Genomic DNA, 25852 nt, shown 5'->3' with positions numbered 1-25852 from the left:
CTCCGCGCCGGGGGGGGGGGGGCGGGGGGGGGGGGGGGGGCGGTGGGCGGGGGGGGGGGGGGGGGGGGGGGCCCGGCCCCCCCCCCCGGCGGGGTTTCGGGTGGGACTGCGGTGCCCCGGGAAGGGCCGTGAGGCGGTCCGTGGCGGCCCGGTGGGGCCGCCGCGGGCTCAGACCTGGGGTGCTTCGTAGTCGTCGCTGTCGTAGCCCTTGGAGGGGCGGCGGCGGCGCATCGGGGCGTCGACGCCGTCGGCCATGCGGCGGGCGGTGACGAGGAAGCCGGTGTGGCCGATCATCCGGTGGTCGGGGCGCACCGCGAGGCCCTCGACGTGCCAGGTGCGCACCATCGACTCCCAGGACTGGGGTTCGGTGAAGCAGCGCATGGCGCGCATGGTCTCGACGGTGCGGGCGAGCTGCGTGGTGGTGGCCACGTAGCAGCAGACCAGGCCGCCGGGGACGAGCGCCTTGTGGACCGCCTCGAGGCACTCCCAGGGGGCCAGCATGTCGAGGATGACGCGGTCGACGTCGGTCTCGACCAGATTGTCCTGGAGGTCGCCGACGGTGAGGTTCCACGCGGGGTGCGGGCCGCCGAAGTAGCCTTCGACGTTCTTCTTCGCGATGTCCGCGAAGTCCTGCCGCCGTTCGTACGAGGAGAGCAGGCCCTGGTCGCCGACGGCGCGCAGCAGGAAGGTGCTGAGCGCGCCGGAGCCGACGCCGGCCTCGACGACGCGGGCGCCGGCGAAGATGTCGGCCATCGCGATGATCTGCCCCGCGTCCTTGGGGTAGATGACCGCGGCTCCGCGGGGCATGGACAGGACGAAGTCGGGGAGCAAAGGCCGCAGCGCCAGGTAGTCGAAGTTCCCCGAAGACCGCACGACGGTGCCCTCGGGGGCGCCGATGAGTTCGTCGTGGGGGAACGACCCCTTGTGGGTGTGGAAGGCCTTGCCCGCTTCGAGGGTGAAGGTGTGGTGGCGGCCCTTGGGGTCGGTCAGCTGCACTTTGTCCCCGACCTGGAAGGGCCCGCGACGACGGGCGGCACCGGTCGGTTCGGACATGCGGACCAGCGTACCGGTCGGCGGGCGACGCTCCGGCCAGGGGACCTCGTTGGCCGGTCACCGACCGCATAACATCGAGTCGTGACGGAGCGCAGCGGGCAGGACGGGCAAGGTGGCGGGGAGGGTGCGGCGCAGCAGTCCGGGCGGCGGCCGGAGCCCGGGGGCGGGTTGCTGATGGGCCGGCCCTTCGGGGTGCCGGTCTATGTGTCGTCGTCGTGGTTCGTGATCGCGTTGATCATCACGCTGCTCTTCGCGCCGACGTTCGAGAAGCTGTTCCCGCAGTTGGAGGCGTGGCGGTACGCGGTCGCGTTCCTGTTCGCGGTGCTGCTCTACCTGTCCGTACTGGTCCACGAACTGGCGCATGCCGTGACGGCGTTGCGCTTCGGTCTGCCGGTGCACCGGATCACCATCCAGTTCCTGGGCGGCGTCTCCGAGATCGACAAGCCGCAGACGCCGGGCCGCGAGTTCGCGGTGGCGGCGGCCGGGCCGGCGTTGTCGCTGGGCCTGGCGGGCGGGTTCTGGGGGCTGGGCCTGGCGCTGGACGTCGATTCGCTGACCGGGCGCATGGTGGCGCTGCTCGCGGTGTCGAACCTGATGGTGGCGGTGTTCAACCTGCTGCCGGGGCTGCCGTTGGACGGCGGCCGCATGTTGCGCGCGGGCGTGTGGGGCGCGACGAAGCGTCCGATGGCCGGGACGGTGGCGGCGTCGTGGGCGGGCCGGGTGCTCGCGGTGGCGGTGCTGGCGGCGGCGGTGTGGTGGTCGCGCGACGACGGGACGTGGACGCGCATCTACACGGTGGTGTGCGGCGGTCTGATCGCCGGGTTCATGTGGACCGGCGCGGTGCAGTCGTTGCGGGCCGAGCAGTTGCGGGAGCGGCTGCCCGGCCTGCGGGCGCGCGGGCTGACGCGGCGGGCGATCCCGGTGGCGGCGGACCTGCCGCTGGCGGAGGCGCTGCGGCAGGCCGCCGAGGCGGGCGCGCGGGCGCTGGTGGTGGTGGACGGGAACGGCCGGCCGATCGCGCTGGTCCGCGAGTCGCGCGTGGTGAACACGCCGGAGCAGCGGCGTCCGTGGGTGGCCGTGGGGCCGCTGGCGCGGGATCTGCTGCCGGGCATGCGGGTGGCGGTGGATCTCGCGGGCGAGGATCTGCTGGCCGTACTGCGGGCGACGCCGGCGAGCGAGTACTTGGTCGTCGAGGACGACGGCAGCATCTACGGCGTGCTGGCGCGCAGTGATGTGGAGCAGGCGTTCCTGCGGATGATGCGCGGGGCGCCCGCGGAAAGCTGAGCGGACGCGGGCGCCCCGGGACGCATCTGCGGGGTCAGCGGGGCGTGATGGTGACCGTGTAGGCCGTTCCCGGGCGGCCGTCGGTGGTGACCCGGACGGTCTGGCCGCGGCTGTCCCAGTGGGCTTTGCGTCCGTCGACGGCGACGCGGTAGCCGTTCGGGTAGACGTCGCGGGGCACGGCGATCTCGGTCGGCCCGCTGGTCCCCGCACGCGTGGTGAATGCGAGCGTGTAGGTGCGGGTGGCCGGGTCGTAGCCGTGCGCGGTGGGGTTGCCCGCGGTGGCCCGGGCGTACGGCTGGACGAGCAGGTCGTGGTTGGTCTTGAGCTTCCCGTCTGCGGTGAGCGTGCAGTACCCGCCGCCGCGGCACCATTGCCAGTTGGTCCAGCCGGTGGAGAAGCGGTCCATGGCGGCGGTCATGCGGGTGAAGAAGGTGCGCATGTTCGGCAGGGTCGGGTCGGGCGGGCCCCACTCCCCCACGATGACGGGCATGCGGTTGCGGGCCGGGTAGTCGGTGATGGCCGCTTCGTAGGCCTGGATGAAGGTGCCGTCGGGGTCGTAGTCGGCGCCGCCTTCCATGGCGGTCTCGTAGAAGTGCGGCGCGTAGGCGGCGTGCGGGTCGTCGATGGGGCCGAGGGCGGTGGGGACGCCGAGGCCGACGATGACGGTGGGTTCGACGAAGATCCAGGAGCGCCGGTCGACGAGGCGTACGGCGTCGGCGAGGCGGTTCCACATTTCGGTGAGCTGCCCGCTCTCGAAGCGGGCGGCCGCGGTGGGCAGGTCTTCGTCGGGGGCGAACTTGGCGAACGGCTCGTTCATGAGGTCGTAGCCGAGGAGTGCGGGGTGGCGGCCGAGTGCGGCGGCGACGGTGACCCACATGCGGGCGTGCGCGGCGCGGAGGTCCCGGTCGCTGTAGAGGTGGTCGAACGCGGCCTGGACGGACGGCTGGAAGTACTCGGAGAACCAGTCGTCGGGGTTGGCCTGGTACGGGAGGCCGTCGTCGCGGGTGGTCCAGGCGGGGGCGCCGCGGTGGCCGCCGAAGTAGGGGCCGTACACGTCCTGGTGGGCGTCGAGCATGATCTTGATGCCGTACTTGTCGGCCCAGTCCATGATGCGGCGCATCTTGGCGAGGTAGCCGCGTTCGAACTGCCCGGGGCGGGGTTCGAGGTCGTCCCAGTGGAAGGCGAGGCGGCCGAGGTTGAAGCCGCGCTGCGCCATCTCGCGCAGGTCGCGCTCCTGGATGCCGGTGAAGGCCTCGGCGCCGCGGTGGCCCTTGTCGGCGAGGTTGAAGCCGCGCCATTGGGTGGCGCGGCCGCGTTCGTCGGCGATGTAGGTGCGGTCGCCGACGGTGACGCGGTCGGCGCCGGGGCGCGGGTCCGGGCCGGGTCCCGGGTGGGCCGCGGCGCTCGCGGCGGGGAGGAGGCCGACGGCGAGCGCGGTGGCGGCGGCGACGAGGGCGGACCTGACGGTCTTCGTACGGACCGGCTTCGGACGGGATTTCGGGCGCATGCACAAACCCCTTCGGCGGCGAACGACGGAACGGGTGGGACGGAGGCGCACGAGCGCGTCGGATGTTACTGGCGAGTGGGGCAACTTCCCAGATGTCGCGGCCGGTCGCCGAGCGGGTTGCCGGGGCCCGGTGCGGTCGCGTCCGCCTTGTCCACAGGCCCGCGGCAGGGATTTGCGCCGCTGTCCGGAGCTGCCCGTACTCTTCGTGGCATGAGTACGACCGGAACCGACTCCCCCGCTGCGGATCCCGCGGCCGCCGCTGTGCCCGGCCAGGTGCAGGAGGGCGGCCCCGCGCCGGATTCGCGCGGGGTGTCGCTGTCGCCTTCGCGGGCGGGCGACTTCATGCAGTGCCCGCTGCTGTACCGGTTCCGGGTGATCGACAAGCTGCCGCAGAAGCCGAGTGCGGCCGCGACGCGCGGCACGGTGGTGCATGCCGTGCTGGAGCAGTTGTTCGATCTGCCGCGCGGCGCGCGCACGCCGGATGCCGCGCTCCGCATGCTGCGTCCCGCCTGGGACGAACTGCTGACCGAGCGCCCGGAGTTGGCGGAGCTGTTCGACGACGGCGACGGCGGTGTGCGGGCCGAGGAGTTGGCGGACTGGCTGTCCGGCGCGGAGAAGCTCCTGGAGCGGTACTTCACGTTGGAGGACCCGAACCGCCTGGACCCGGCGCGCCGCGAGCTGTACGTCGAGACGCAGTTGGAGCCCGCGGAGGGCGACGAGGACGGTGCGCTGACCCTGCGCGGCTACGTCGACCGGCTCGACGTGGCACCGGGCGGGGACCTGCGGGTGGTCGACTACAAGACCGGCAAGGCGCCGTCGCAGCAGTTCCAGGACAAGGCGCTGTTCCAGATGAAGTTCTACGCGCTGGTGCTGTGGCGCCAGCACGGGCGGCTGCCCCGGCGCCTGCAGTTGGTGTATCTGGGCGGCAGCGGCGACGTGATCTGGTACGACCCGGTGGAAGCCGATCTGCTGGCCGTCGAGCGCAAGTTGCGGGCGCTGTGGGCGGCGATCCGGGAGGCGACGCGCACCGGCGACTGGCGGCCGAACCGCACCCGGCTGTGCGGGTGGTGCGACCACCAGGACCTGTGCCCGGAGTTCGGCGGCACGCCGCCGGTGTACCCGCTGCCGGTGGTCCCCGCACGGGACTGACGCACGGACACCCGCCCCTGCGCGGCTTCGGCCGGCGCGGGGGCGGGTGCGGCGTTTCCGGGACCGGTTTCCGGCGTCAGGCGCCCAGGGTCAGGCGTCGGAGTCAGGCATCCGGGGTCAGATGGCGCCGGGGCGGACCAGGCCGCTCTCGTAGGCGTAGACCGCGGCCTGGACGCGGTCGCGCAGGCCCAGCTTGGTCAGCACGTGGCCGACGTGGGTCTTGACGGTGGTCTCGCTGACGAAGAGTTCGGCGGCGATCTCGGCGTTGGACATGCCGCGGGCGACCAGGCGGAGCACCTCGACCTCGCGCTCGGTGAGCATCGCGAGGGCGTCCGGCGTGGGATCCTCGGCGGCCGGCAGCCGGGCCGCGTACATGTCGAGCAGGCGCCGGGTGATGCTGGGCGCGAGGAGGGCGTCGCCGTCGGCGATGACCCGGATCGCCGCGATGAGGTCGTCCGCGGGGACGTCCTTGAGCAGGAAGCCGCTGGCCCCGGCGCGCAGCGCCTCGACCACGTACTCGTCGAGGTCGAACGTGGTCAGCACCAGGACGCGGGCGCTGCCGTCGTCGGGGCGCCCGCCGTCGCGGCCGGTGCCGACGATGCGCCGGGTGGCCTCGACGCCGTCCATGCGCGGCATGCGGATGTCCATGAGGACGACGTCCGGCTGCAGGGTGCGGACGAGTTCGACGGCCTGCTGGCCGTCGGCGGCCTCGCCGACCACCGCGATGTCCGGCTCGGCTTCGAGGATCATGCGGAACCCGGTGCGCAGCAGCGGCTGGTCGTCGACGAGGATCACGCGGATCGTCATGCTGGGTTCTGCTCCAGTCGGTCGGTGCGGTTGTCGCGGTTGTCGCGGTCGTCTTGGTCGCCGCGGTCGTCCTGGTTGCCGCCGCGGTCGGCCGGCGGGGCGCCGGGGGCGGCGGCCGGGGCGGCCGCGGGGGCGGCGGGGGTGCTGCGGGCGGGTTGCGGGCGGGCCGCGGACGGGCGCGTGTCGCTCGGAGTGAGCGGGATGCGGGCGAGGACCTCGAAGCCGCCGCCGGCCCGCGGTCCCGCGTACAGGCGTCCACCGTAGAGGGCGACGCGTTCGCGCATGCCCAGGAGGCCGTGCCCGGTGCGGCCGGTGTCCGGTGCGGAGAGGGTGGCGGCCGCGCCGCGGCCGTCGTCGGCGATCCGGACCAGGATCTCCTCGGGGCGGTAGCGCAGCAGCACCCGGGAGCCGGCCGGGCCGGCGTGCTTGAGGGTGTTGGTGAGGGCTTCCTGGATGATGCGGTACGCCGCGAGGTCGATGCCGGGCGGGAGTTCGGCGGGCACGCCTTCGATGGTGAGCTCGACCGGGACGCCTGCCTCGCGGACCTGCTGGACGAGGAATTCGAGGGCGTCCAGGCCGGGTTGCGGGGCGTTGTGGCCTTCGCTGAGCTGCACGGTGCCGCCGGCGGCGTCCTCGTTGCCGCGCAGGATGCCGACCAGGCGGCGCATCTCGACGAGGGCGGCGCGGCCGGTCTGCTCGACCGAGGCCATGGCCTCGCGGGCGCGCTCGGGGTTGCGGTCGATGGTGCGCTGCGCGGCGGAGGCCTGCACGGTCATGACCGAGACGTGGTGCGCGACGACGTCGTGGAGTTCGCGGGCGATGCGGCCGCGCTCCTCGGCGAGGGCGGCGCGGGTGTCGGCTTCGCGGGTGTGCATGAGGCGGTCGGCGCGGGCCTCGAGTTCGGCGGTGTAGGCGCGGCGGAATCCGACGCTGCGGGCGAAGGCCCAGACCGCGAACAGCGCGGCGAGGTTGGCCAGTACGTCCACGAAGCCGATGTTGCGGTGCCCGAGGGCGAGCCAGATCAGCGTGGTGCCTTCGGCGAAGAACAGCGCGAAGGCGGCGGGGATGCGCGGGCGGCTGACCGCGGCGCTGTACATCGCGACGAGTTGCCCGAGGCTGGCGCCGGCCGCCCCGTAGTGGTTGGCGGCCAGGATCAGGAACGGGATGGTGACCGCGATGAGCACGCGCAGCGAGTGGCTGGAGCGCCACAGCAGCGGCAGGACGCAGAGCAGTGCGAGGATGACGCCGGCCGCGTCGGGGTCGCGGCGGGTGTCGTTGCCGAGGTCCTCGATGAACAGCCCGCCGACGGCCAGCACGGCGAGGACCGCGACGAGCGCGATGTCCACGGGTGCGGGCTTGCGCAGCAGCGGGCCTTCGCCGCGGCGCAGCTCGTCGAGCCAGCCGAGCGCGCGGTCGTGCAGGCGTTCGGTGCGGCTCGGCCGGGGGTCGGCCGGTCCGGGCACGGCCGCGGTGCGGTCGGCCGGCGCGGCGGCGAGCTGCGCGGCATCGTCGGGGGCGGGGGTCACAGGTCCACCGTAGAGGCTGTGACCTGGAGATTTCGCCCTCCCCCGGGCGGTCTCGTCCGCACGGAGGACGGGGCCGGGGCGGGTCTGCGACTTGCGGAGGAGCCGCGTTCTGCTCCCCGGGCCCTCGGCGGGGCCGGTGATGTCGAGGGATTTCCCTGACGACGGTCTACCCGCGTTGCCGCGACACTCTGAGTGCACGGGGGATCCAGCCCGCAAAAGGGCGGTTTCGGTATCCGGGACGGCGGTTCGGCCGCGGTCCATGTGCTCACAGGATCCACGGGGGATCTTGTGGGGACATCTCGTCCGCGGGGGCGGACGAGAGCCACGGGGACGGGTTCCGCGCTCTACGGGGATACGGGGAGCGGGCGGAGCGTGCAGGGACCGGTCGTCGGCGATGGGGAGATCGCCGAGGACCGGGCCCGACGGCCTGGACGGGAAGGCGGCTGCGGGGGCAGCCGCCGGGAGGAACAGGCTCGGGGGACGTCGTCGGGGGAACGGCACGGGGAGCGGAGCGGACGGACTTCAGGGTCCGTCCGCTTCCGCATGTCCGGACCGGTCCGGCAGGTCCAGTAGGTCCCGTAGGTCCGGCGGTCAGTGCGGTTCCGGGCGGCCGGGTCAGCGGACTCCGGCGCGGCGGCGTACCAGGCGGGCCAGGACGCCCAGGTCCACGCCCTCCAGGCTGGGCAGGACGGTACGCCGGGGCCCGGCCGGGATGTCGGTCATGCTGGGCACCGCGACGACGACGCAGCCGGCCGCTTCGCCGGACGCGACCCCGGTGGGCGAGTCCTCCAGCACGATGCAGCGGCCCGGGTCGGCGCCGAGTGCGGCGGCCGCGGCCAGGTAGGGCTCGGGGGCGGGCTTGGACCGGGCCACTTCGTCGCCGGCCACGGTGATCCGGAAGTGGTGCGCGCCGAGCGAGGGCAGCACCGCGTTCACGATGGCCCGGCTGGATGCGGTGACCAGGGCCATGGGCACGCCGGCGGCGTCCAGTTCGGCGAGCAGCCGCTTGGCGCCGGGGCGCAGGTCCACGCCGCTGCTCAGGATCTCGACCATGCGCTCGTTGATGCGGTGCTCCAGCGCGGCGGGGTCGATCGGCACGCCGGAGACGCCGAGCAGGTAGGCGACGGCCGGTTCCATCGGGCTGCCGAGCAGGCGTTCGGCATGCTCGGGGCCGAGGTGGAAGCCGAGGTCGGCCATCACGGACACCTCGGTGGCGAACCAGCTGCGCTCGGTGTCGACCAGGGTGCCGTCCATGTCGCACAGGACTGCCTGGAGGTCTGCGTCGGCCGGGCCGGGGTAGGCGCGGGCGTCGAGTGCCGTCATGGCCACCTGCCTCTCGTGTCGGGCGGCCCGGCGGTGGTACGGCCGGACTGCGCGGCGTATGGGCCCCGACCGGCGTGCTGCTGCGCTCGCGCGCCCTCCTCGGTCTGCTTTCGGCTGCTGCCCGGCTTCGCTGCCTCACGCACCGGTGATGGGCACTCGATTGTCCGTGACCGTGCGGTTGGAGGCAAGCGGATAGCTACGCGCGTCGCGAGGTGTTCACCCGGTCATCAGCGGGGGTTGGGCGCGTAGACGGACAAGGTGACCTCGGCAGTGACGCCGAACGGGTCGGGCAGGCCCGCGATGGCGTCGCGCAGCCGGGCGGGGTCGGTGTGCCAGGCGCTGGGGCCCATGCCGACGACGGTGGCCACGTCGTGGTGCGCGAGCCCGAGGGTGAAGGCGACCTGGTGGTCGCGGACGGACGTGAAGTGGCCGGCGAGGGCGGTGTCGAGGCGGGTCTTCTTGTCCTCGTCGACCCGCAGGAGGCCGAGGGCGCCGACGAGTTCGCGCAGGTGCCGGGCGGTCGGGGTGACGACCGCGAGGGTGCCGTGCGGCGCGAGGATGCGGTGCAGTTCGGCGGGGTTGCGCGGGGCGAAGACGTTGAGGGCGAAGGCCGCGCTCGCGTCGCGCAGCGGGAGGGGCTTCCAGGCGTCGCAGACGACGGCCCCGGCCCGGGGATGCGCCTTGGCGGCGCGGCGCAGCGCGTACTTCGAGATGTCGAGGGCCAGCCCGGCCCGCTCCGGCAGGGCGTCGAGGACGTGTGCCAGGTAGTACCCGGTGCCGGCGCCGACGTCGACGACGGCCCCCTCCCCTGCGGCTGCGCCTGCTTCGGCGGCCAGGGCATCGGCGGCCAGGGCTTCGGCGATGGGCTTGTAGTGCCCGGCGCCGAGGAAGGCGTCGCGGGCGGCGACCATCTCCGCGGTGTCGGCCGTACCGGCCTTCGCGTCGCCGCCCAGCAGGTTGGCGTACCCCTGCCGGGCGACGTCGAAGGTGTGCCGCCCGGCGGAGCACCGCAGGCTGCGCCCGTCGGGCGCCAGGTCGAGGCCGGCGCCGCAGTGCGGACAGCGCAGATATCCGACGACGTCGTGCAGCACTGCGGGGCCTTCCTGGACGATGCGGTGGCGGCGGCTCAGCGGGCGTTGAAGTACTTGGCCTCCGGGTGGTGCAGCACGATGGCGTCCGTGGACTGCTCCGGGTGCAGCTGGAACTCCTCGGACAGGTCCACGCCGATCCGGGCCGGGTCGAGGAGCTGCACGATCTTGGCGCGGTCCTCCAGGTCCGGGCAGGCGCCGTAGCCGAGCGAGAAGCGGGCGCCGCGGTACTGGAGCTTGAGCATGCCGTCGATGTCCGCCGGGTCCTCCCCCGCGAAGCCGAGTTCGGCGCGGACCCGGGCGTGCCAGTACTCGGCGAGGGCCTCGGCGAGCTGGACGGAGAGGCCGTGGAGTTCGAGGTAGTCGCGGTAGGCGTTGGCGGCGAAGAGCTCGCCGGTGGCGCCGGAGAGCCGGGAGCCCATGGTGACGACCTGGAAGCCCACCACGTCGACCTCGCCGGAGTCTTCGGGGCGGAAGTAGTCGGCGAGGCAGAGGTGCCGGTCGCGGCGCTGCCGCGGGAAGGTGAAGCGGGTGCGCTCGGTGCCGTCCTCGTGCAGGACGATGAGGTCGTCGCCCTTGGAGACGCACGGGAAGTAGCCGTAGACGACGGCGGCTTCGAGGAGGTTGTCGGTGACCAGGCGGTCGAGCCAGTAGCGCAGCCGGGGGCGGCCCTCGGTCTCGACGAGCTCCTCGTAGGAAGGTCCGGCGCCGCCGCGGGTGGGCTTGAGGCCCCACTGGCCCATGAAGGTGGCGCGTTCGTCGAGCCAGGAGGCGTAGTCGGCGAGCTGGATGCCCTTGACGATGCGGTCGCCCCAGAAGGGCGGGACGGGCACCGGGGTGTCGACCGCGACGTCGGAGCGGGCCGGCATGTCCTCGGGCTCGGTCACGGTGAGCGTCGCGGCCGCGACCTTGCGGCGCTTGAGCGGCGGGAGTTCGATGCCGGGCACGCCGCGCTTGACGCCCATGAGGGTGTCCATGAGGCGCAGGCCTTCGAACGCGTCGCGGGCGTAGCGGACTTCGCCGGCGTAGATGTCGTACAGGTCTTCCTCGACGTACGCGCGGGTGAGGGCCGCGCCGCCGAGGATGACGGGGTAGCCGGTGGCCAGGCCGCGCTGGTTCAGCTCCTCGAGGTTCTCCTTCATGATCACGGTGGACTTCACGAGGAGGCCGGACATGCCGATGACGTCGGCCTTGTGCTCCTCGGCGGCGTCGAGGATGGCCGAGACGGGCTGCTTGATGCCGATGTTGACGACGTTGTAGCCGTTGTTGCTGAGGATGATGTCGACGAGGTTCTTGCCGATGTCGTGGACGTCGCCCTTGACGGTGGCGAGCACGATGGTGCCCTTGCCGTCCGCGTCGCTCTTCTCCATGTGCGGTTCGAGGTGGGCGACGGCGGTCTTCATGACCTCGGCGGACTGCAGGACGAACGGGAGCTGCATCTGGCCGGAGCCGAAGAGCTCGCCGACGGTCTTCATGCCGGCCAGCAGCGTGTCGTTGATGATCTCCAGGGCCGGGCGGGCCCGCAGGGCCTCGTCGAGGTCGGCCTCCAGACCCTGGCGCTCGCCGTCGACGATGCGGCGCTCGAGGCGCTCGCCGAGCGGGAGTGCGGCCAGTTCCTCGGCGCGGGAGGCGCGTACGGACTTGGCGTCGACGCCGTCGAAGAGCTCCATGAAGCGGGTGAGCGGGTCGTAGTCCTCGGTGCGCCGGTCGTAGACCATGTCGAGCGCGACCTGGCGCTGCTCGGCGGGGATGCGGGCCATCGGCAGGATCTTGGAGGCGTGCGCGATGGCGGAGTCGAGGCCGGCCTCGATGCACTCGTTGAGGAAGACCGAGTTGAGCACCATGCGGGCGGCCGGGTTGAGGCCGAAGGAGACGTTGGAGAGGCCGAGGGTGGTCTGCACCTCGGGGTGGCGCTTCTTGAGCTCGCGGATGGCCTCGATGGTCTCGATGCCGTCCCGGCGGGTCTCCTCCTGGCCGGTGCCGATGGGGAAGGTGAGGCAGTCGACGATGATGTCGGAGACCGCGAAGCCCCAGTTGTCGCGCAGGTCGCGGATGAGCCGGTCGGCGACCCGGACTTTCCATTCGGCGGTCCGGGCCTGGCCCTCTTCGTCGATGGTGAGGGCGACGACCGCGGCGCCGTGCTCGCGGGCGAGGCCGGCGATCTTCGCGAAGCGCGAGTCGGGGCCGTCGCCGTCCTCGTAGTTGACCGAGTTGACGATGGCGCGGCCGCCGAGCATCTCCAGGCCGGCCTGGATGACGGCGGGCTCGGTGGAGTCGAGGACGATGGGCAGCGTGGTGGCGGTGGCGAGCCGGCCGGCCAGCTCCTTCATGTCCTGGACGCCGTCCCGGCCGACGTAGTCGATGCACAGGTCGAGCATGTGCGCGCCGTCGCGGGACTGGTCGCGGGCGATCTCCAGGCACTTCTCCCAGTCCTGCGCGAGCATCGCCTCGCGGAAGGCCTTGGAGCCGTTGGCGTTGGTGCGTTCGCCGATGGCGAGGTACGAGGTGTCCTGGCGGAACGGCACGGACTGGTAGAGCGAGGCGGCGCCGGGCTCGTGCCGGTGCTTGCGCGGGGCGAGCTCCCGGCCGCGGACCCGGTCGACGATCTGCCGCAGGTGCTCGGGGGTGGTGCCGCAGCAGCCGCCGACCAGGGACAGGCCGTACTCGCGGACGAAGACCTCGTGCGCGTCGGCGAGCTCCTCGGGGCTCAGCGGGTAGTGCGCGCCGTCCTTGGTGAGGACGGGCAGGCCGGCGTTGGGCATCGCGGAGACGCCGATCTGCGCGTGCCGGGCGAGGTGCCGCAGGTGCTCGCTCATCTCGGCGGGGCCGGTGGCGCAGTTCAGGCCGATGAGGTCGACGCCGAGCGGTTCCAGGGCGGTCAGCGCCGCGCCGATCTCGGAGCCGAGCAGCATGGTGCCGGTGGTCTCGACGGTGACCTGGACGAAGACCGGGAGGTCGGTGCCGGCTGCCCGGTTGGCGCGGTGCGCGCCGATGATCGAGGCCTTGGTCTGCAGGAGGTCCTGGGTGGTCTCGACGAGGAGGGCGTGCGCGCCGCCGGCGATGAGGCCGGCCGCGTTGGCCTGGTAGGCGTCGCGCAGCACCGAGTAAGTGGTGTGTCCCAGGCTGGGGAGCTTGGTGCCGGGGCCGATCGAGCCGAGCACCCAGCGGGGGCGCTCCGCGGTGGAGTAGCCGTCGGCGACCTCGCGGGCGATGCGGGCGCCGGATTCGGAGAGCTCGAAGATGCGGTCGGCGATGTCGTACTCGCCGAGGTTGGCGAGGTTGGCGCCGAAGGTGTTGGTCTCGACGCAGTCGACGCCGACCTCGAAGTAGGCCTCGTGGACCGACCGGACGATGTCGGGGCGGGAGATGTTGAGGATCTCGTTGCAGCCCTCGTGGCCCTGGAAGTCGTCGAGGGTGGGGTCCTGCGCCTGCAGCATGGTGCCCATGGCCCCGTCCGCGACGACGACGCGGGTGGCAAGTGCTTCGCGGAGCTGCTGGGGGGTCGCGGATGCTGCGGTCATCAGGATTCTCCCTGGGGTGCGACGGCTGTCGGCTTGGCGGCCCGGGGACGGGCCTGGGCCGCACGCGCGCGGCCGGGCGAACAGCCTAACGGCGGGCCGCGGCGATCTTGCGTTCCGTCCCACCAGATGGGCGCACCGTCACAGGGCGGCGTGTGCGGCCCGATCCGGTCCGGCTGCGGGACCGGGCATACCCGGGGGCCGGGCGGTGTTGCGACCCGGTGCGCGGGTGGTGCCGCGGCCGAAACCCGTAGGGTGGACGCGGCGGACCTGGGTAGGAACGACCGTACGGATCGACGATTGGACCGGCTTATGGCCGGCGAGGAGGCACCGGCTTGATCGAGCTGGACGACATCCCCGAGCTGGTGGACCCGGTCATGGTGGCCGCGTTCGAGGGGTGGAACGACGCGGGCGATGCCGCGTCGGCCGCCGTCGCGCACCTCGACCAGGTCTGGGGTGGCGAGGTCTTCGCGGCGCTGGACGCCGAGGACTACTACGACTTCCAGGTCAACCGGCCCACGGTGTGGATGGACGGCGACACGCGCCGCATCACGTGGCCGACCACGCGCCTTTCGGTGCTGCGGGTGCCGGAGCCGCGGCGCGACATCGTGCTGGTGCACGGCATCGAGCCGAACATGCGCTGGCGGTCGTTCTGCAACGAGCTGCTGGCGTTCGCGCACGAGCTGGGCGTGGAGACCGTGGTGACGCTGGGCGCGCTGCTCGGCGACACGCCGCACACGCGTCCGGTGCCGGTGACCGGGACGACGTCGGATCCGGTGGTGGCGCGCGGGCTGGGTCTGGAGCAGACCCGGTACGAGGGGCCGACCGGGATCGTGGGCGTGCTGCAGGAGGCGTGTGCGCACGCGGGCATGCCGGCGCTGACCTTCTGGGCTGCGGTGCCGCACTACGTGTCGCAGGCGCCGTCCCCGAAGGCGACGCTGGCGCTGCTGCGCAAGCTGGAGGACTTCCTCGACGTGTCGATCCCGATGGGCGACCTGACCGAGGACGCCCGCGCCTGGCAGTTGGGCGTGGACCAGTTGGCGTCGGAGGACACCGAGGTCGCCGAGTACGTGCAGGCCCTGGAGGCGGCGCGCGATGCGGAGGATCTGCCGGAGGCGTCCGGCGAGGCGATCGCGCTGGAGTTCGAGCGGTATCTGCGCCGCAAGGGCGGCGGCGAGCCGGGCTCGGGGCAGTAGCTCCCCGGCCCGGCCTGCCTGGGCTTGGCTCTTGGCGCTTAGCTCTTGGCGCTTAGCGGATGACGAGCGTGCCGCAGATCTTGTCGGCGAAGGTCTGCTTCTTCTCGTCCCACAGCGGCCACAGGTAGCCGAGGTAGCACGGGAGCGCGTCCAGGATGTGCGCGAGCATGCGGACGAACGCCATGCCGAACCCGGTGTACTGGCCGTCGGCCTCGCGTACCACGCGGATGCCGACGTACTTCTTGCCGATGGTGGCGCCGGTCGTGCCCTGCCTGTGCAACTGCCAGAGGTAGAAGCCGATGGACGGGATGTAGCCGACGTACACCAGAGCCGGACTCTCGGTGGCCATTCCCGCGACCAGGAATGGCAGGGATATCGCCAGGCCGATGAGGGAGTCGATGAGCGTCGCCCCGACGCGTGCCCCCCAACTCGCGAACTGGGCGGGCGCGCCATAGCCGTAGCCGGGCATGCCCTGCTGCGGGTACTGGCCGTAGCCGTAGCCGGCGTTCGGGTCCTGGGGGTAGCCGGGGGACGGCGGGTAGGACATCTGATTCTCCATCACATGGTCGTCGCCTCCGCCGGTCACGAGGTCCGGCGGAGGCTGTGGGAGGGAGAACATAGCGGCCGGGTACGCCGCTCGGCCATGGCCGGGGACGAGTTGGTTGCCCGGCCGGCGAAGCGAACCCGCCTATTCGGTTGCTTCTCCGGTCAGACCGGCCGCCGCGGCGAAGGCGCGCAGCTCGCGGACCTTGTCGGGTCCGACCGGCTGGTACGCGAGTTCGGTGACGCCGTTCTTCTCCATCTCGGCGATGCGCTCGCGGACCTGCGCGGGCGTGCCGGTCATGGTGAGCTGGGTGGCGAGGTCCCGGGACTGCTCCCAGATGAGCCGGTCGTGCCGGTTGAGGGCGACGAGGTGTCCGTCGTGGACGGAGAGGTGGCGGGAGTCCTCGGCGGCCAGTTCGACGGACTCGCGCCAGGTCTCGCCGCCCGGGAACCCGTCGACGCCGGCCCCGGCGCGCTCGTAGACGGCGTGGTAGATCACCGCGACGGCGGGTCCGGCGGCCTCGCGGACCCGGTCCGACGTGGGGTGTTCGCCGTCTTCGAGGACGGTGCCGAACTGCAGGGTGGCACGCCAGCCGAAGCCGCCGGCCTTCTGGACCGAGCCGACCGAGAAGACGCCGTCGGCAAGGCGTTCGGCGGCGGCGATGCCCTTGGGGCCTTCGGCGCCGAGCAGGATGGGCACGTCGGCCAGGGGGCGCGGGGCGCCGTGGCCGGGCGGCTGCAGCATGCGCAGGATCTTGCCCTCCCACAGGACTTCGTCGCCGCGCAGCAGCGCGCGCACGGCCGCGACGTACGGCTCGACCTGGGACCAGGGCATGGGCCGCTGGCCGAGCATCATGCGGCCGGTGAAGCCGGCGCCGAGGGTGACCGCGACACGCCCGGGGGCGAGTTCGGCCAGGTGCGCGATGGCGGCGGCGTTGACCATAGGGTGCCGCAGGCTGGGGACGAGCACCGCGGGGCCGAGGCCGATGGTGCTGGTGCGCTCGGCGGCCAGCGCGAGGGTCATCCACACGTCGCCGTAGAGGACCGGCGAGTCGTAGCACCAGGCGCGGGTGTAGCCGAGGCGCTCGGCCTCGGCGATCAGGGCGGGGGCTTCCGCCGAGGGCGGCAGGGCGCACGATATTTGCATGGCGCGACCCTAGTGACACGTGACGGAAATGAGAACAGGTTCTTCCTTGCGTCGCGCCGTCCGGGCCGCACCTGCGCGGGGGCCGGGCGGCGGTGTGCGGGCTCCCCCGTACGGCCTATCGCCGTTGCTCCGTGCGGGCGTTGCCGTATGCGGCCCCTCGATGGTGCTTTGCGGGGACTTCGGGCTTTCCGGGTTGTGACGCCGGGCACGTATGCAGGTAGTGCACGACCGCCGTCGGTATGGTCGTCGCGGCTTCTGCGGCTGATCACATTCAGGGCTGACCAGCCGTCAGGAATCCGGTCGGCACGGGCACGGCCCTCGACCGTCTCCACGCACACCCTTAGCGGAGGGAGCTCGCGTGTCCCAGCCTGTTCAGCCTGCTCAGCCGGACGAAGCCGAGGTATCGGCCCAGGCGGTCCCGGCGGACGTCCCCGATCCGGTCGAGGCCGATCTGCTGATCGTCGGGGCCGGCCCGACCGGCCTGTACGCCGCGTACTACGCGGGGTTCCGGGGACTGAAGGTCGCGGTCCTCGACTCGCTGCCGGAGATCGGCGGCCAGATCACCGCGATGTACCCGGAAAAGATGATCTACGACGTGGCGGGGTTCCCGGCGGTCAAGGGCCAGGACCTCGTGGACGCGCTCGGCGAGCAGGCGGCTCCGTTCGAGCCGGTGTACCTGCTCGGGCACCGCGCCGAGCAGTTGGTGCACGGCGACGACGCGGTGGTGGTGACCTGCCACACCGGCCTGGTGGTCACCGCGAAGGTGGTGCTGATCAGCGGGGGCATCGGCACCTTCAGCCCGCGCCCGCTGCCCGCCGCGGACGCGTTCGACGGCGAGGGCGTCGTCTTCTTCGTCCCGCGCCTGGCCGAACTCGCGGACCTCGACGTGCTGATCGTGGGCGGCGGGGACTCCGCGTTCGACTGGGCGATGAGCCTGGAGCCGCTCGCGAAGTCGATCACGCTGGTGCACCGGCGCGACAAGTTCCGGGCGCACGAGCACACCGTGCAGCGGGTCCTGGCCTCGTCGGTGGAGGTGATCACCTCGGCCGAGGTGACCGCACTGCAGGGCAACGGGCGCGTCGAGTCCGCGGTGATCACCGCGAAGGAGGACGGCGCGCAGCGGACCGTACCCGCCCAGGCGGTGGTGGCCGCGCTGGGCTTCGTCGCCGACCTGGGACCGATGAGCCGCTGGGGCCTGGAGCAGCGCAAGCGGCACATCCTGGTCGACTCGACGATGCGGACCAACCTGCCGCGCGTGTTCGCGGCGGGCGACATCGCGGACTACGACGGCAAGGTCAAGCTGATCGCGACCGGGTTCGGCGAGGCGGCCACCGCGGTCAACAACGCGATGACGGTGATCGACCCGTCGGCGAAGGTGTTCCCGGGGCACTCGTCCGACTCGGGCTGAGCCCCGGTCCGCACCCCCTCGGGCATGCGAAAGCCCCGCCGGTTCCGGGGCCGGCGGGGCGGTCCGAGGGGCTGCGCCGGGATCGGCGGCGCAGCGTCAGCGGCGCAGGGCCGCCGTGATGCGGTCCGCGAGCCCGGCCAGGCCCCGGCGGGGTGCGCGCGGCGGCAGCGCGGCCTCGGTGGCGATGGCGCCGCCCACGTCCACCGCGCCGATGCCCTTTCCGGAGTTGCGGGCCTTGAGGCGCTTGGCGAGGACCGCGATGACCACCGGCAGCAGCGTCTCGGCCAGGGAGATGGCGACGTGCGCGGGCAGGCCGGTCTTCTTGGCGATGCGGCGTGCCGCGGGGCCGGCGACCTTGCGGATGACCAGGGCGAGGATGCCGCCCTTGATGCCGGCCAGCGGGATGCGGCTCCGGCCGCGGCCCGCTCCCCCGGCGGCGAATCCGTGCGCGGGGCCGGGCGGCATGGCCTCGTTGATGGCGCCCGCGACGCGGGTGGCCTCGGTCTTGTTGCGCACCGCGTCGTCGGCGAGGGCGCCGGCGATGGGCGGGACCGAGTCCTGGACGATCTTGCGGGCCTGCGCCTGGTCGACCCCGAGGGCACCGGCGATCTTGCCGAGCCGTTCGTCCCCGAGCCGTTTGAGGACTTCGTCCGCCAGCGAGCGCCCGCGCATCCTGGTCTCCCTGCCTCGATGACAGATGCGGCATACCTCCTCAAAACCTACGTCGGTCCGCGAAGCGGCGCGCGCGGAGCCCCGGCGCGCCCAGCGGCTGCCGCGGCCCGCCCGGCCGCCGGCACGCCGTAGGCTCGCTCCGGCATCGGCCGAGGGCGGCGGCGCAGCAGGGCCGCCCATGACTTTGGGGAGCGGGCGCGTGGACGACCAGCAGCGATGGGCGGGGCAGCCGGATTGGGGACCCGGGCAGGGCGCAGCGCCGGGCCCCGGGCAGCCGTACGGATCCGGCCCGCCGCAGCCGCCCGCCGGTCCCCCGCAGTACGGCGTGCCGCAGGCCCCGCAGGGCACCCCGCAGAACCCGCCCGCGCCGCCGTCGTACGCTCCCGGCGGCCCCGGGTACGCGCAGGCCCCGGGCCCGTACGGCGCCCCGCCCGCCGGGCAGTTCGGGCAGCCCGGCCAGTTCGGGCAGCCGGGACCGCTCGGCCCGCCGCAGCCGCCCACCCCTTATGGCACCCCGCCCGCGGGCGGCCAGGGCCCGGCCGGGCGCCGCAAGCTGGTCCTCGGCTCGGTGGCCGGCGTCGTCGCGGCCGCGCTGATCGGCGGCGGCATCTGGTACGCCGCTGCGGACGGCGACGATAAGGACGACCCCCAGACCCCGGTCGCCGCGACCGGCGGCGCGGGCGCCCCGTCCCCGACCGGAGCCGGGACCCCCTCGTCCGCAGGCTCCTCGAAGCAGCCGTCCTCGGCCGCCGCCACCAAGCCCGGAGCCCCCACCACGATCGCCGCGCCCGGCGGCATCTCGGCCGGCGCCGCGAAGTGCGTGCCGTCCGACAAGCCGCCGAACAAGCTGACGTTCTCCGCAGCGGAGCAGGTCATCGACCCGGCCGCCGCCTACGAGATGACCCTGGTGACCAGCTGCGGCACGGTCAAGGTCCAGTTGAACACCGCGAAGGCGCCCGTCACGGTCAACTCGTTCGCGTTCCTGGCCGGCAAGGACTACTTCGACAACAGCCCGTGCCACCGGCTCACCACGCAGGGCATCTTCGTCCTGCAGTGCGGCGACCCCACGGGCCGGGGCACCGGCACGCCGGGCTACAAATTCGCCGACGAGAACCTCGCGGGCGCCACCTACCCCGCAGGCACCGTCGCGATGGCGAACTCGGGGCCGAACACCAACGGCAGCCAGTTCTTCATCGTCTACCAGGACACCCCGCTGCCGCCGAACTACACGCCCTTCGGCACCGTGACCGCCGGCCTGGACATCGTCCGCGCGATCGCCGCCGACGGCGTCTGGGACGGCTCCGAGGACGGCATCCCCAAGGACCTCATCGTCCTGAAGGACGTCACCGTCGCCCGCAAGATGTGACCTCCGGCAGAACGCCGCGGCGCCCGCCCCGCTTCGGGGTGGGCGCCGCGGCGTTCGGGGGTGCGGGCGTCACATGTTGATCATGTGGCCGGCCAGGCCGTGGATGGCTTCCTTGACGGCTTCGCCGAGGGTCGGGTGGGCGTGCACGTTGCGGGCGATCTCGTGGACGGTGAGGTCCCACTGCTGGGCCAGCGTGAGCTCGGGGAGGAGCTCGGTGGCCTCGGGGCCGATGAGGTGGGCGCCGAGGAGTTCGCCGTACTTGGCGTCGCTGAGGATCTTGACGAAGCCGACCGCCTCGCCGAGGCCGTGGGCCTTGCCGTTGGCGGTGAAGGGGAACTTGGCGACCTTGACGTCGTAGCCCTGCTCGCGGGCCTGGGCCTCGGTGAGGCCGAAGCTGGCGATCTGCGGCTGGCAGTACGTGGCGCGCGGCACCATGACGTACTCGACCGGCATGGTCTCGGCGCCGCCGATGGTCTCGGCCGCGACGACGCCCATCGACTCGGCGGTGTGCGCGAGCATGAGCTTCGCGGTGACGTCGCCGATGGCGTAGATGTGCGGGACGCTCGTGCGGCAGTACGGGTCGATGTCGATCGCGCCGCGCTCGGTGAGCTGTACGCCGGTGTTCTCCAGGCCGTAGCCGGTGACGCGCGGCTGGAAGCCGACCGCCTGCAGGACCTGGTCGGCGCGCAGGTCCTTGCGCTGACCGTCCTTGCCGGTGACCGTGACGGTGACGCCGTCGGCGTCCTCGGCGATGCCCTCGACGCGGGTCGAGGTGAGGATGTCGATGCCGAGCTTGCGGTAGCGGCGGGAGAGCTCCGCGGAGACGTCCTGGTCCTCCAGCGGCACCACGCGGTCGAGGAACTCGACGATGGTGACCTGCACGCCGAAGCTGTTCATGACGTAGGCGAACTCGACGCCGATGGCGCCCGCGCCGACGATGACGATGCTCGCGGGCAGCTGGTCGGCGAGGATCTGCTCCTCGTAGGTGCGCACCCGCGAGCTCAGCTGCGTGCCGGGCAGGAGCCGGGTGGTGGCGCCCGCCGCGATGATGCAGTTGTCGAACGTCACGCGCGACGAGGTGCCGTCGCTGCCGGCGACCTGGAGGGTGTTGGCGTCGAGGAAGGTGCCGCGGCCCGCGTACTGCGTGATGGCGTTCTTCTTCATGAGGAAGTGCACGCCCTTGACGCGGCCGTCCGCGACGCGGCGGCTGCGCGCGTGCGCCTCGGCGTAGTTGAGCTTGACCGGGCCCTCGATGTCGATGCCGAAGCCCTTGGCCTCGTGCGTGACGATGTGCGCGAGCTCGGCGCTGCGCAGGAGCGCCTTGGAGGGGATGCAGCCGACGTTGAGGCAGACGCCGCCCCAGTACTTCTCCTCCACGATCGCGGTGCGCAGCCCCAGCTGCGCCGCACGGATCGCGGCGACGTAGCCGCCCGGTCCCGCCCCCAGGACCACCACGTCGAAATGTCCGTCGGCCATGCGCGGATTCCCCTCTCGCTCGGTTCCTCAAGCCATCCCAGCATCACGGTCCGGTCACCGTGCACCCGGGTCCGGACCTGCTGGGACGATCCGGTCGGGAGTCGGAGGTCAGCGCGGCAACCGTCGCCACAACGAACGGGGCATCAGCCGCATTCCCGCGAAGACGGGACGCAGCGTGCCGGGCACCCATACTTCGCCCTTTCCGCGCACCAGGGCCTTGACCGTGGCGTCGGCGACCTGGTCGGGGGTGCTGGAGAGGGGTGCAGGGGTCATGCCCTCGGTCATCCGGCCGATGACGAAGCCGGGCCGGACCAGGAGCAGGTGGACGCCGCTGCCGGCGAGGGCGTCGGCGAGGCCGCTCGCGAATCCGTCCAGTCCGGCCTTCGCGGAGCCGTAGACGTAGTTCGCACGGCGGACGCGCACGCCGGCGACGGAGGAGAAGACCACGAGGCTGCCGCGGCCCTGGGCGCGGAGCAGGGTCGCGAGGCGGGTCAGGATGCCGACGTGGGCGACGTAGTCGGTGTGCACGACGGCGATGGCGTGGTCGGCGTCGGACTCGGCGCGCTGCTGGTCGCCCAGGATGCCGAAGGCGGTGACGACGACGTCGAGCGGGCCGTACTTGGCCGTGATGCCGTCGAGGAAGTCCTGGTGGGCGGCGATGTCGTCGGCGTCGAACTCCGCGCGGACGACATCGAGGGCGCCGGCCTCGCGGATCTCGGCTTCCTGGGCGTCGAGGTCGCCGCTGCGGCGGGCGGCGAGGATGATGCGCTGCGCGCCGCGCCGGGCGAGGCGCACCGCGACGGCCGTACCGATCTCGCTGCGGCCCCCGAGGACCAGCACTGTTCCGTTCACGGGGACAGTCTGCCGGACGCGGGGCCTGCCGCGTGGGGCGGCTGCGCGCGCCGGCTGCGGCGCGGTCTCGCCCGGTCGCCTGACGGGTGCTCAAATGGGCGCTCCGGCTCATCCGTTCGGACGTTCCGCGGTCCCGCCTGGTGGCGGGACCGGCCGGTTGGCCGCACCGTGGTTCCATGATCGTGGCGCAGGGGTTGACGAAGAGATACGGCGACAAGACCGCGGTCGACAGCGTGGACTTCACCGTCCCGTCCGGCACGGTGACCGGCTTCCTGGGGCCGAACGGAGCCGGCAAGTCGACCACGATGCGGATGATCCTGGGACTGGACCGGCCCACCGCGGGCCAGGTGACGGTGAACGGGAAGCAGTACGCGAAGCTGGCCGCGCCGCTGCGCGAGGTGGGTGCGCTGCTGGACGCGAAGGCGATGCACGGCGGCCGCACCGCCTACAACCACCTGCGCTGGATGGCCGCGTCGAACCGGCTCCCGAAGCGGCGCGTGGACGAAGTACTGGACCTGGTCGGCCTCGCGCAGGTGGCGAAGAAGCCGGCCAAGGGCTTCTCGCTGGGCATGGGGCAGCGCCTGGGCATCGCGTCGGCGCTGCTCGGCGACCCCGGGGTGCTGATGTTCGACGAGCCGGTCAACGGGCTCGACCCCGAGGGCATCCTGTGGATCCGCAACCTCATGAAGCAGCTGGCCGCCGAGGGGCGCACGGTCTTCGTGTCGAGCCATCTGATGAGCGAGATGGCGCTGACCGCCGAGCATCTGGTGGTGATCGGGCGCGGCCGGATCCTCGCGGACACCGACATGCGCACCTTCATCGACCAGAACTCGACGAACCACGTGCGGGTGCGGTCGCCGCAGCACGAGGCGCTGCGCGACCTGCTGAACGCCGAGGGCCTGAAGGCCGCTGCGGAGTCCGACGGGTCGCTGCGGGTGGAGGGCGCCGACACCGTGCGGATCGGCAACGCGGCCGGGCAGGCCGGCATCTGGCTGCACGAGCTGACGCTGGTGCAGTCGTCGCTGGAGGAGGCGTTCATGAAGCTGACCGCGGACAGCGTGGAGTACCACGCCGGGGTGCCGGGGCTGCACGAGCCCGCGCATCCGCCGCAGACCGGCGCCGCGCCCGGCTGGGGGCCGCCGCAGGCGGCCGGCGGCTGGGGTCCCCCGCAGGACCCGAGCGGTTCGGAGGCGGGCCGATGAGCGCGCCCGCGCAGACGGTGCGGCTGCCCGAGGGCGATGCGGCGCCCGAAGGCCGCGTCGGGTTCGGCGCGTTCCTGGTCGCCGAGTGGATCAAGATCCGGACCGTGCGTTCCACGTTCTGGACGCTGATCGCGCTGGCCGTGGTGAGCATCGGCATCACCGTGCTGATCTGCTCGCTGTCCGCGGACTCGCTGGCCAAGGACGTCGCCGAGGGCCGGGTGGGCAACGACGAGCACCCCGACCAGTTCCTGACCGTGGGCGCCGCGTTCGGGCAGGTCGCCGCGCTCGTGCTGGGCGTCCTGGTGATGTCGTCGGAGTACGCGACCGGCATGATCCGCTCGACGCTGACCGCGATGCCGCGGCGTACGTCGGTGTTGGTCGCCAAGGCGCTCATCCTGCTGCTGCTCGTGTTCGTGGTCGGCACGATCGTCGCGTTCGTCGGGTACTTCGCGGCGAATCCGTTCTTCGAGAACAAGGACATCGGCGTGCCGCTGGACTCGCCGGGCATCACGCGGGCGCTGTTCGGCGTCGGGCTGTACCTGGCGGTGCTGGCGCTGTTCGGCTTCGCCCTGGCGCTGCTGCTGCGGCACACCGCGGGCGCGATCACCGTCGGCCTGGCGATGATCTTCGTGATCGGCTCGGTGGTCGGCCTGCTGCCCGGCGAGTGGGGCGAGTGGGTCGCCAAGCTCATGCCCGGCAACGCGGGTGCGCAGATCACCACCGCCCGGCAGTTCGACTCGTCGGCGCTGAGCCCGTGGGTGGGTTTCGGGGTGTTCTGCCTCGAGGTCGCGGTGCTGCTGTTCTTCGGCTGGTGGCGCTTCAACCGCAAGGACGCCTGACGCCGGACGCCCGACCGAGGGCAGCCGGGCTCCGACTCCGGGACGCCCCTCACCCGTACGGCCGCGCGCACGCCCGGCCGTACGGGTGAGGGGCGTCCGCCGTACGGGTGCACGCCCGGCGCCGCACCGCCCCGCACGACCGGTCCGCGGCAGGGTTGCCGGTGTGACCGACGCGCCAACCGCCCCGACGCCCCCGGGCCCCGGGCCCGCCACGGGCCGCCCGCTGGTCGTCCTCCAGGGCGTCAACAAGCACTACGGGTCGCTGCACGTGCTGCGCGACATCGACCTGACCGTGGACGAGCGCGAAGTCGTCGTGCTGATCGGCCCGTCCGGGTCGGGCAAGTCGACGCTGTGCCGCACCATCAACCGGCTGGAGACCATCGAGTCGGGCAGCATCACGCTCGACGGGCAGCCGCTGCCCGAGGAGGGCAAGGCGCTGGCCAGGCTGCGGGCCGAGGTCGGCATGGTCTTCCAGTCGTTCAACCTGTTCGCCCACAAGACCGTGCTGGACAACGTCACGCTGGCCCCGATCAAGGTCCGCAAGCGCGGCAAGGCGGAGGCCGAGAAGCGCGCCCGCGAGCTGCTGGACCGGGTCGGACTGGCGGACCAGGCGAACAAGTTCCCGGCGCAGCTGTCCGGCGGGCAGCAGCAGCGGGTGGCGATCGCCCGGTCGCTGGCGATGGACCCGAAGCTGATGCTGTTCGACGAGCCGACCTCGGCCCTCGACCCCGAGATGATCAACGAGGTGCTCGAGGTGATGCGGTCGCTGGCCGCGGAGGGCATGACGATGATCGTGGTGACCCACGAGATGGGCTTCGCCCGCTCGGCGGCGAACCGCGTGGTCTTCATGGCCGACGGGCAGATCGTGGAGTCGCGCCCGCCCGCGGAGTTCTTCGACTCCCCGCAGAGCGCCCGCGCCCGCGACTTCCTCTCCAAGATCCTCCACCACTGAGGGCGGGCACCATGCGCAGCACTCCACGAGCCCGCCCGCGGCTCCTCGCTCTCGCCTGCGCCGCGCTGCTGCTCGCCGCGGCCGCGTGCGGCAAGGAGGGGACGCCGCCGCCGAAGGGCCCGGACCAGGGCGAGTTGCCGACGTACGAGGTGAACGCGGCGGCGGACGTCCCGGATTCGCCGACCTGGCGCAACGCCAAGGAGCGCGGGAGGCTCGTCGTCGGCACCAAGGCGGACCAGCCGTACGTGGCCCAGCAGGATCCGGCGACCGGCTACTACTCGGGCTTCGACGTCGAGATCGCCAAAATGATCGCGGCCGACCTCGGGTTCGGGGTGGACCGCATCGAGTTCAAGACGATCACCTCGGCGAACCGCGAGACCGCGCTGCAGAACGGCCAGGTCGACTACTACGCGGGCACCTACACGATCAACGACAACCGCAAGAAGTCGGTCGGGTTCGCCGGGCCGTACTACATGGCGGGGCAGTCGCTGCTGGTGCGGGCGGACGAGAAGGACATCAACGGGCCGCAGGACCTGAACGGCAAGAAGGTCTGCTCGGTGGCCGGTTCGACGCCGTACCAGCGGCTGCAGAAGGACTATCCGAAGGTCAAGCTGATCGGCTACGACAGCTACTCGGTGTGCGTCGACAACCTGATCAGTTTCCAGGTCGACGCGGTGAGCACCGACGACACGATCCTCATGGGCTACGCGGCCAAGGTGCCGGACCAGTTGAAGCTGGCCGGGCAGCCGTTCTCGCAGGAGCCGTACGGCATCGGGGTGCCGCGCGGGGACCGGGCGTTCCGGCTCGCGCTGGACGACGCGATCGCCCGGCACGAGGCCAACGGGGACTGGAAGCGGGCGTACGACGCGACGCTCGGCCTGTCCGGCGTGCCCGCGCCGGCCCCGCCGCCGATCGACCGCTACTGAGCGGCCGGGCCCACGCAT

At 72.6% G+C, this 25852-nt stretch carries 21 protein-coding genes; 9 read left to right on the top strand and 12 right to left on the bottom strand.

Features of this window, described 5'->3' with window-relative positions; translation table 11 throughout:
• Nucleotides 1–168: 168 nt before the first annotated feature.
• Nucleotides 169–1053, bottom strand: coding sequence for a tRNA (adenine-N1)-methyltransferase (locus LZ495_RS09365; protein WP_235051572.1), 885 nt, complete (start codon nt 1051–1053; stop codon nt 169–171).
• Between the two features lie 81 nt (nt 1054–1134).
• Between LZ495_RS09365 and LZ495_RS09360 the strand changes: the two genes are divergently transcribed.
• Entirely contained in the window at nt 1135–2337 is a 1203-nt protein-coding gene (locus tag LZ495_RS09360) for a site-2 protease family protein (RefSeq protein ID WP_235051571.1), read from the top strand.
• 34 nt (nt 2338–2371) lie between these two features.
• Here LZ495_RS09360 and LZ495_RS09355 read toward each other — a convergent pair whose 3' ends face one another.
• Entirely contained in the window at nt 2372–3844 is a 1473-nt protein-coding gene (locus LZ495_RS09355) for a cellulase family glycosylhydrolase (protein ID WP_235051570.1), read from the bottom strand.
• Between the two features lie 210 nt (nt 3845–4054).
• Between LZ495_RS09355 and LZ495_RS09350 the strand changes: the two genes are divergently transcribed.
• A complete protein-coding gene (locus LZ495_RS09350) occupies nt 4055–4993 on the top strand; it encodes a RecB family exonuclease (protein WP_235051569.1) in 939 nt (312 codons plus the stop codon).
• A gap of 117 nt (nt 4994–5110) precedes the next feature.
• Here LZ495_RS09350 and LZ495_RS09345 read toward each other — a convergent pair whose 3' ends face one another.
• From LZ495_RS09345 to metH, 5 genes are all read right to left on the bottom strand, one after another.
• On the bottom strand, nt 5111–5800 hold the full coding sequence (locus tag LZ495_RS09345; RefSeq protein WP_235051568.1) for a response regulator: 690 nt from the start codon (nt 5798–5800) through the stop codon (nt 5111–5113).
• Nucleotides 5797–7326, bottom strand: coding sequence for a sensor histidine kinase (locus LZ495_RS44775; RefSeq protein ID WP_235051567.1), 1530 nt, complete (start codon nt 7324–7326; stop codon nt 5797–5799). Before LZ495_RS44775 ends, LZ495_RS09345 begins: the two co-directional genes overlap by 4 nt.
• A gap of 615 nt (nt 7327–7941) precedes the next feature.
• A complete protein-coding gene (locus tag LZ495_RS09335; protein WP_235051566.1) occupies nt 7942–8649 on the bottom strand; it encodes an HAD family hydrolase in 708 nt (235 codons plus the stop codon).
• A 227-nt stretch (nt 8650–8876) separates the two neighbouring features.
• Entirely contained in the window at nt 8877–9740 is an 864-nt protein-coding gene (locus LZ495_RS09330; protein ID WP_235051565.1) for a methyltransferase domain-containing protein, read from the bottom strand.
• 35 nt (nt 9741–9775) lie between these two features.
• Entirely contained in the window at nt 9776–13258 is a 3483-nt protein-coding gene (gene metH / locus LZ495_RS09325; protein ID WP_235051564.1) for a methionine synthase, read from the bottom strand.
• 332 nt (nt 13259–13590) lie between these two features.
• Here metH and LZ495_RS09320 point away from each other — a divergent pair, with 332 nt between their 5' ends.
• Entirely contained in the window at nt 13591–14451 is an 861-nt protein-coding gene (locus LZ495_RS09320; protein WP_235051563.1) for a PAC2 family protein, read from the top strand.
• 52 nt (nt 14452–14503) lie between these two features.
• Here the strand turns inward: LZ495_RS09320 and LZ495_RS09315 are convergent, their stop codons facing one another.
• Nucleotides 14504–14998: an RDD family protein gene (locus tag LZ495_RS09315; protein WP_235051562.1), complete on the bottom strand. Its 495-nt coding sequence runs from the start codon at nt 14996–14998 to the stop codon at nt 14504–14506.
• Between the two features lie 141 nt (nt 14999–15139).
• Nucleotides 15140–16141: an LLM class flavin-dependent oxidoreductase gene (locus tag LZ495_RS09310; RefSeq protein WP_235051561.1), complete on the bottom strand. Its 1002-nt coding sequence runs from the start codon at nt 16139–16141 to the stop codon at nt 15140–15142.
• 358 nt (nt 16142–16499) lie between these two features.
• Here LZ495_RS09310 and LZ495_RS09305 point away from each other — a divergent pair, with 358 nt between their 5' ends.
• Nucleotides 16500–17549, top strand: coding sequence for an NAD(P)/FAD-dependent oxidoreductase (locus tag LZ495_RS09305; RefSeq protein ID WP_372498546.1), 1050 nt, complete (start codon nt 16500–16502; stop codon nt 17547–17549).
• Between the two features lie 96 nt (nt 17550–17645).
• Here the strand turns inward: LZ495_RS09305 and LZ495_RS09300 are convergent, their stop codons facing one another.
• Entirely contained in the window at nt 17646–18221 is a 576-nt protein-coding gene (locus LZ495_RS09300; protein ID WP_235051560.1) for a DUF937 domain-containing protein, read from the bottom strand.
• Nucleotides 18222–18420: 199 nt separating this feature from the next.
• Here LZ495_RS09300 and LZ495_RS44770 point away from each other — a divergent pair, with 199 nt between their 5' ends.
• Nucleotides 18421–19587: a peptidylprolyl isomerase gene (locus tag LZ495_RS44770; RefSeq protein WP_308267843.1), complete on the top strand. Its 1167-nt coding sequence runs from the start codon at nt 18421–18423 to the stop codon at nt 19585–19587.
• A gap of 69 nt (nt 19588–19656) precedes the next feature.
• Here LZ495_RS44770 and lpdA read toward each other — a convergent pair whose 3' ends face one another.
• Together lpdA and dprE2 are read right to left on the bottom strand one after the other, a co-directional pair.
• Nucleotides 19657–21063 (bottom strand): dihydrolipoyl dehydrogenase, encoded by a 1407-nt coding sequence (gene lpdA, locus LZ495_RS09290; protein WP_235051559.1) that lies wholly within the window; start codon nt 21061–21063, stop codon nt 19657–19659.
• Between the two features lie 108 nt (nt 21064–21171).
• Nucleotides 21172–21915: a decaprenylphospho-beta-D-erythro-pentofuranosid-2-ulose 2-reductase gene (gene dprE2 / locus LZ495_RS09285; RefSeq protein ID WP_235051558.1), complete on the bottom strand. Its 744-nt coding sequence runs from the start codon at nt 21913–21915 to the stop codon at nt 21172–21174.
• 176 nt (nt 21916–22091) lie between these two features.
• On the opposite strand from dprE2, the gene LZ495_RS09280 reads away from it, so the two are divergent.
• The 4 genes from LZ495_RS09280 (at nt 22092) to LZ495_RS09265 (ending at nt 25834) form a co-directional block, all read left to right on the top strand.
• Nucleotides 22092–23117, top strand: coding sequence for an ABC transporter ATP-binding protein (locus tag LZ495_RS09280; protein ID WP_235051557.1), 1026 nt, complete (start codon nt 22092–22094; stop codon nt 23115–23117).
• Nucleotides 23114–23956: a DUF2705 family protein gene (locus LZ495_RS09275; RefSeq protein ID WP_235051556.1), complete on the top strand. Its 843-nt coding sequence runs from the start codon at nt 23114–23116 to the stop codon at nt 23954–23956. The genes LZ495_RS09280 and LZ495_RS09275 overlap by 4 nt, the downstream gene beginning before the upstream one ends.
• A gap of 163 nt (nt 23957–24119) precedes the next feature.
• On the top strand, nt 24120–24908 hold the full coding sequence (locus tag LZ495_RS09270) for an amino acid ABC transporter ATP-binding protein (RefSeq protein WP_308267840.1): 789 nt from the start codon (nt 24120–24122) through the stop codon (nt 24906–24908).
• Nucleotides 24909–24919: 11 nt separating this feature from the next.
• Entirely contained in the window at nt 24920–25834 is a 915-nt protein-coding gene (locus LZ495_RS09265) for a glutamate ABC transporter substrate-binding protein (protein ID WP_235051555.1), read from the top strand.
• The last annotated feature ends 18 nt before the right edge of the window (nt 25835–25852 follow it).

Source organism: Yinghuangia soli, from assembly GCF_021502675.1.
Taxonomy (GTDB): Bacteria; Actinomycetota; Actinomycetes; order Streptomycetales; family Streptomycetaceae; genus Yinghuangia; species Yinghuangia soli.
Note: the sequence above shows the minus strand (reverse complement) of the source record. Positions and strands in the feature narration are given on the sequence as shown.

Bases quoted from the DNA above. Each gene is read 5' to 3' on its own strand.
- LZ495_RS09365 (WP_235051572.1), bottom strand. From the start codon at position 1,053: ATGTCCGAACCGACCGGTGCCGCCCGTCGTCGCGGGCCCTTCCAGGTC.
- LZ495_RS09355 (WP_235051570.1), bottom strand. From the start codon at position 3,844: ATGCGCCCGAAATCCCGTCCGAAGCCGGTCCGTACGAAGACCGTCAGG.
- LZ495_RS09350 (WP_235051569.1), top strand. From the start codon at position 4,055: ATGAGTACGACCGGAACCGACTCCCCCGCTGCGGATCCCGCGGCCGCC.
- LZ495_RS09345 (WP_235051568.1), bottom strand. From the start codon at position 5,800: ATGACGATCCGCGTGATCCTCGTCGACGACCAGCCGCTGCTGCGCACC.
- LZ495_RS09335 (WP_235051566.1), bottom strand. From the start codon at position 8,649: ATGACGGCACTCGACGCCCGCGCCTACCCCGGCCCGGCCGACGCAGAC.
- metH (WP_235051564.1), bottom strand. From the start codon at position 13,258: ATGACCGCAGCATCCGCGACCCCCCAGCAGCTCCGCGAAGCACTTGCC.
- LZ495_RS09315 (WP_235051562.1), bottom strand. From the start codon at position 14,998: ATGTCCTACCCGCCGTCCCCCGGCTACCCCCAGGACCCGAACGCCGGC.
- LZ495_RS09310 (WP_235051561.1), bottom strand. From the start codon at position 16,141: ATGCAAATATCGTGCGCCCTGCCGCCCTCGGCGGAAGCCCCCGCCCTG.
- LZ495_RS09300 (WP_235051560.1), bottom strand. From the start codon at position 18,221: ATGCGCGGGCGCTCGCTGGCGGACGAAGTCCTCAAACGGCTCGGGGAC.
- lpdA (WP_235051559.1), bottom strand. From the start codon at position 21,063: ATGGCCGACGGACATTTCGACGTGGTGGTCCTGGGGGCGGGACCGGGC.
- LZ495_RS09280 (WP_235051557.1), top strand. From the start codon at position 22,092: ATGATCGTGGCGCAGGGGTTGACGAAGAGATACGGCGACAAGACCGCG.
- LZ495_RS09275 (WP_235051556.1), top strand. From the start codon at position 23,114: ATGAGCGCGCCCGCGCAGACGGTGCGGCTGCCCGAGGGCGATGCGGCG.
- LZ495_RS09265 (WP_235051555.1), top strand. From the start codon at position 24,920: ATGCGCAGCACTCCACGAGCCCGCCCGCGGCTCCTCGCTCTCGCCTGC.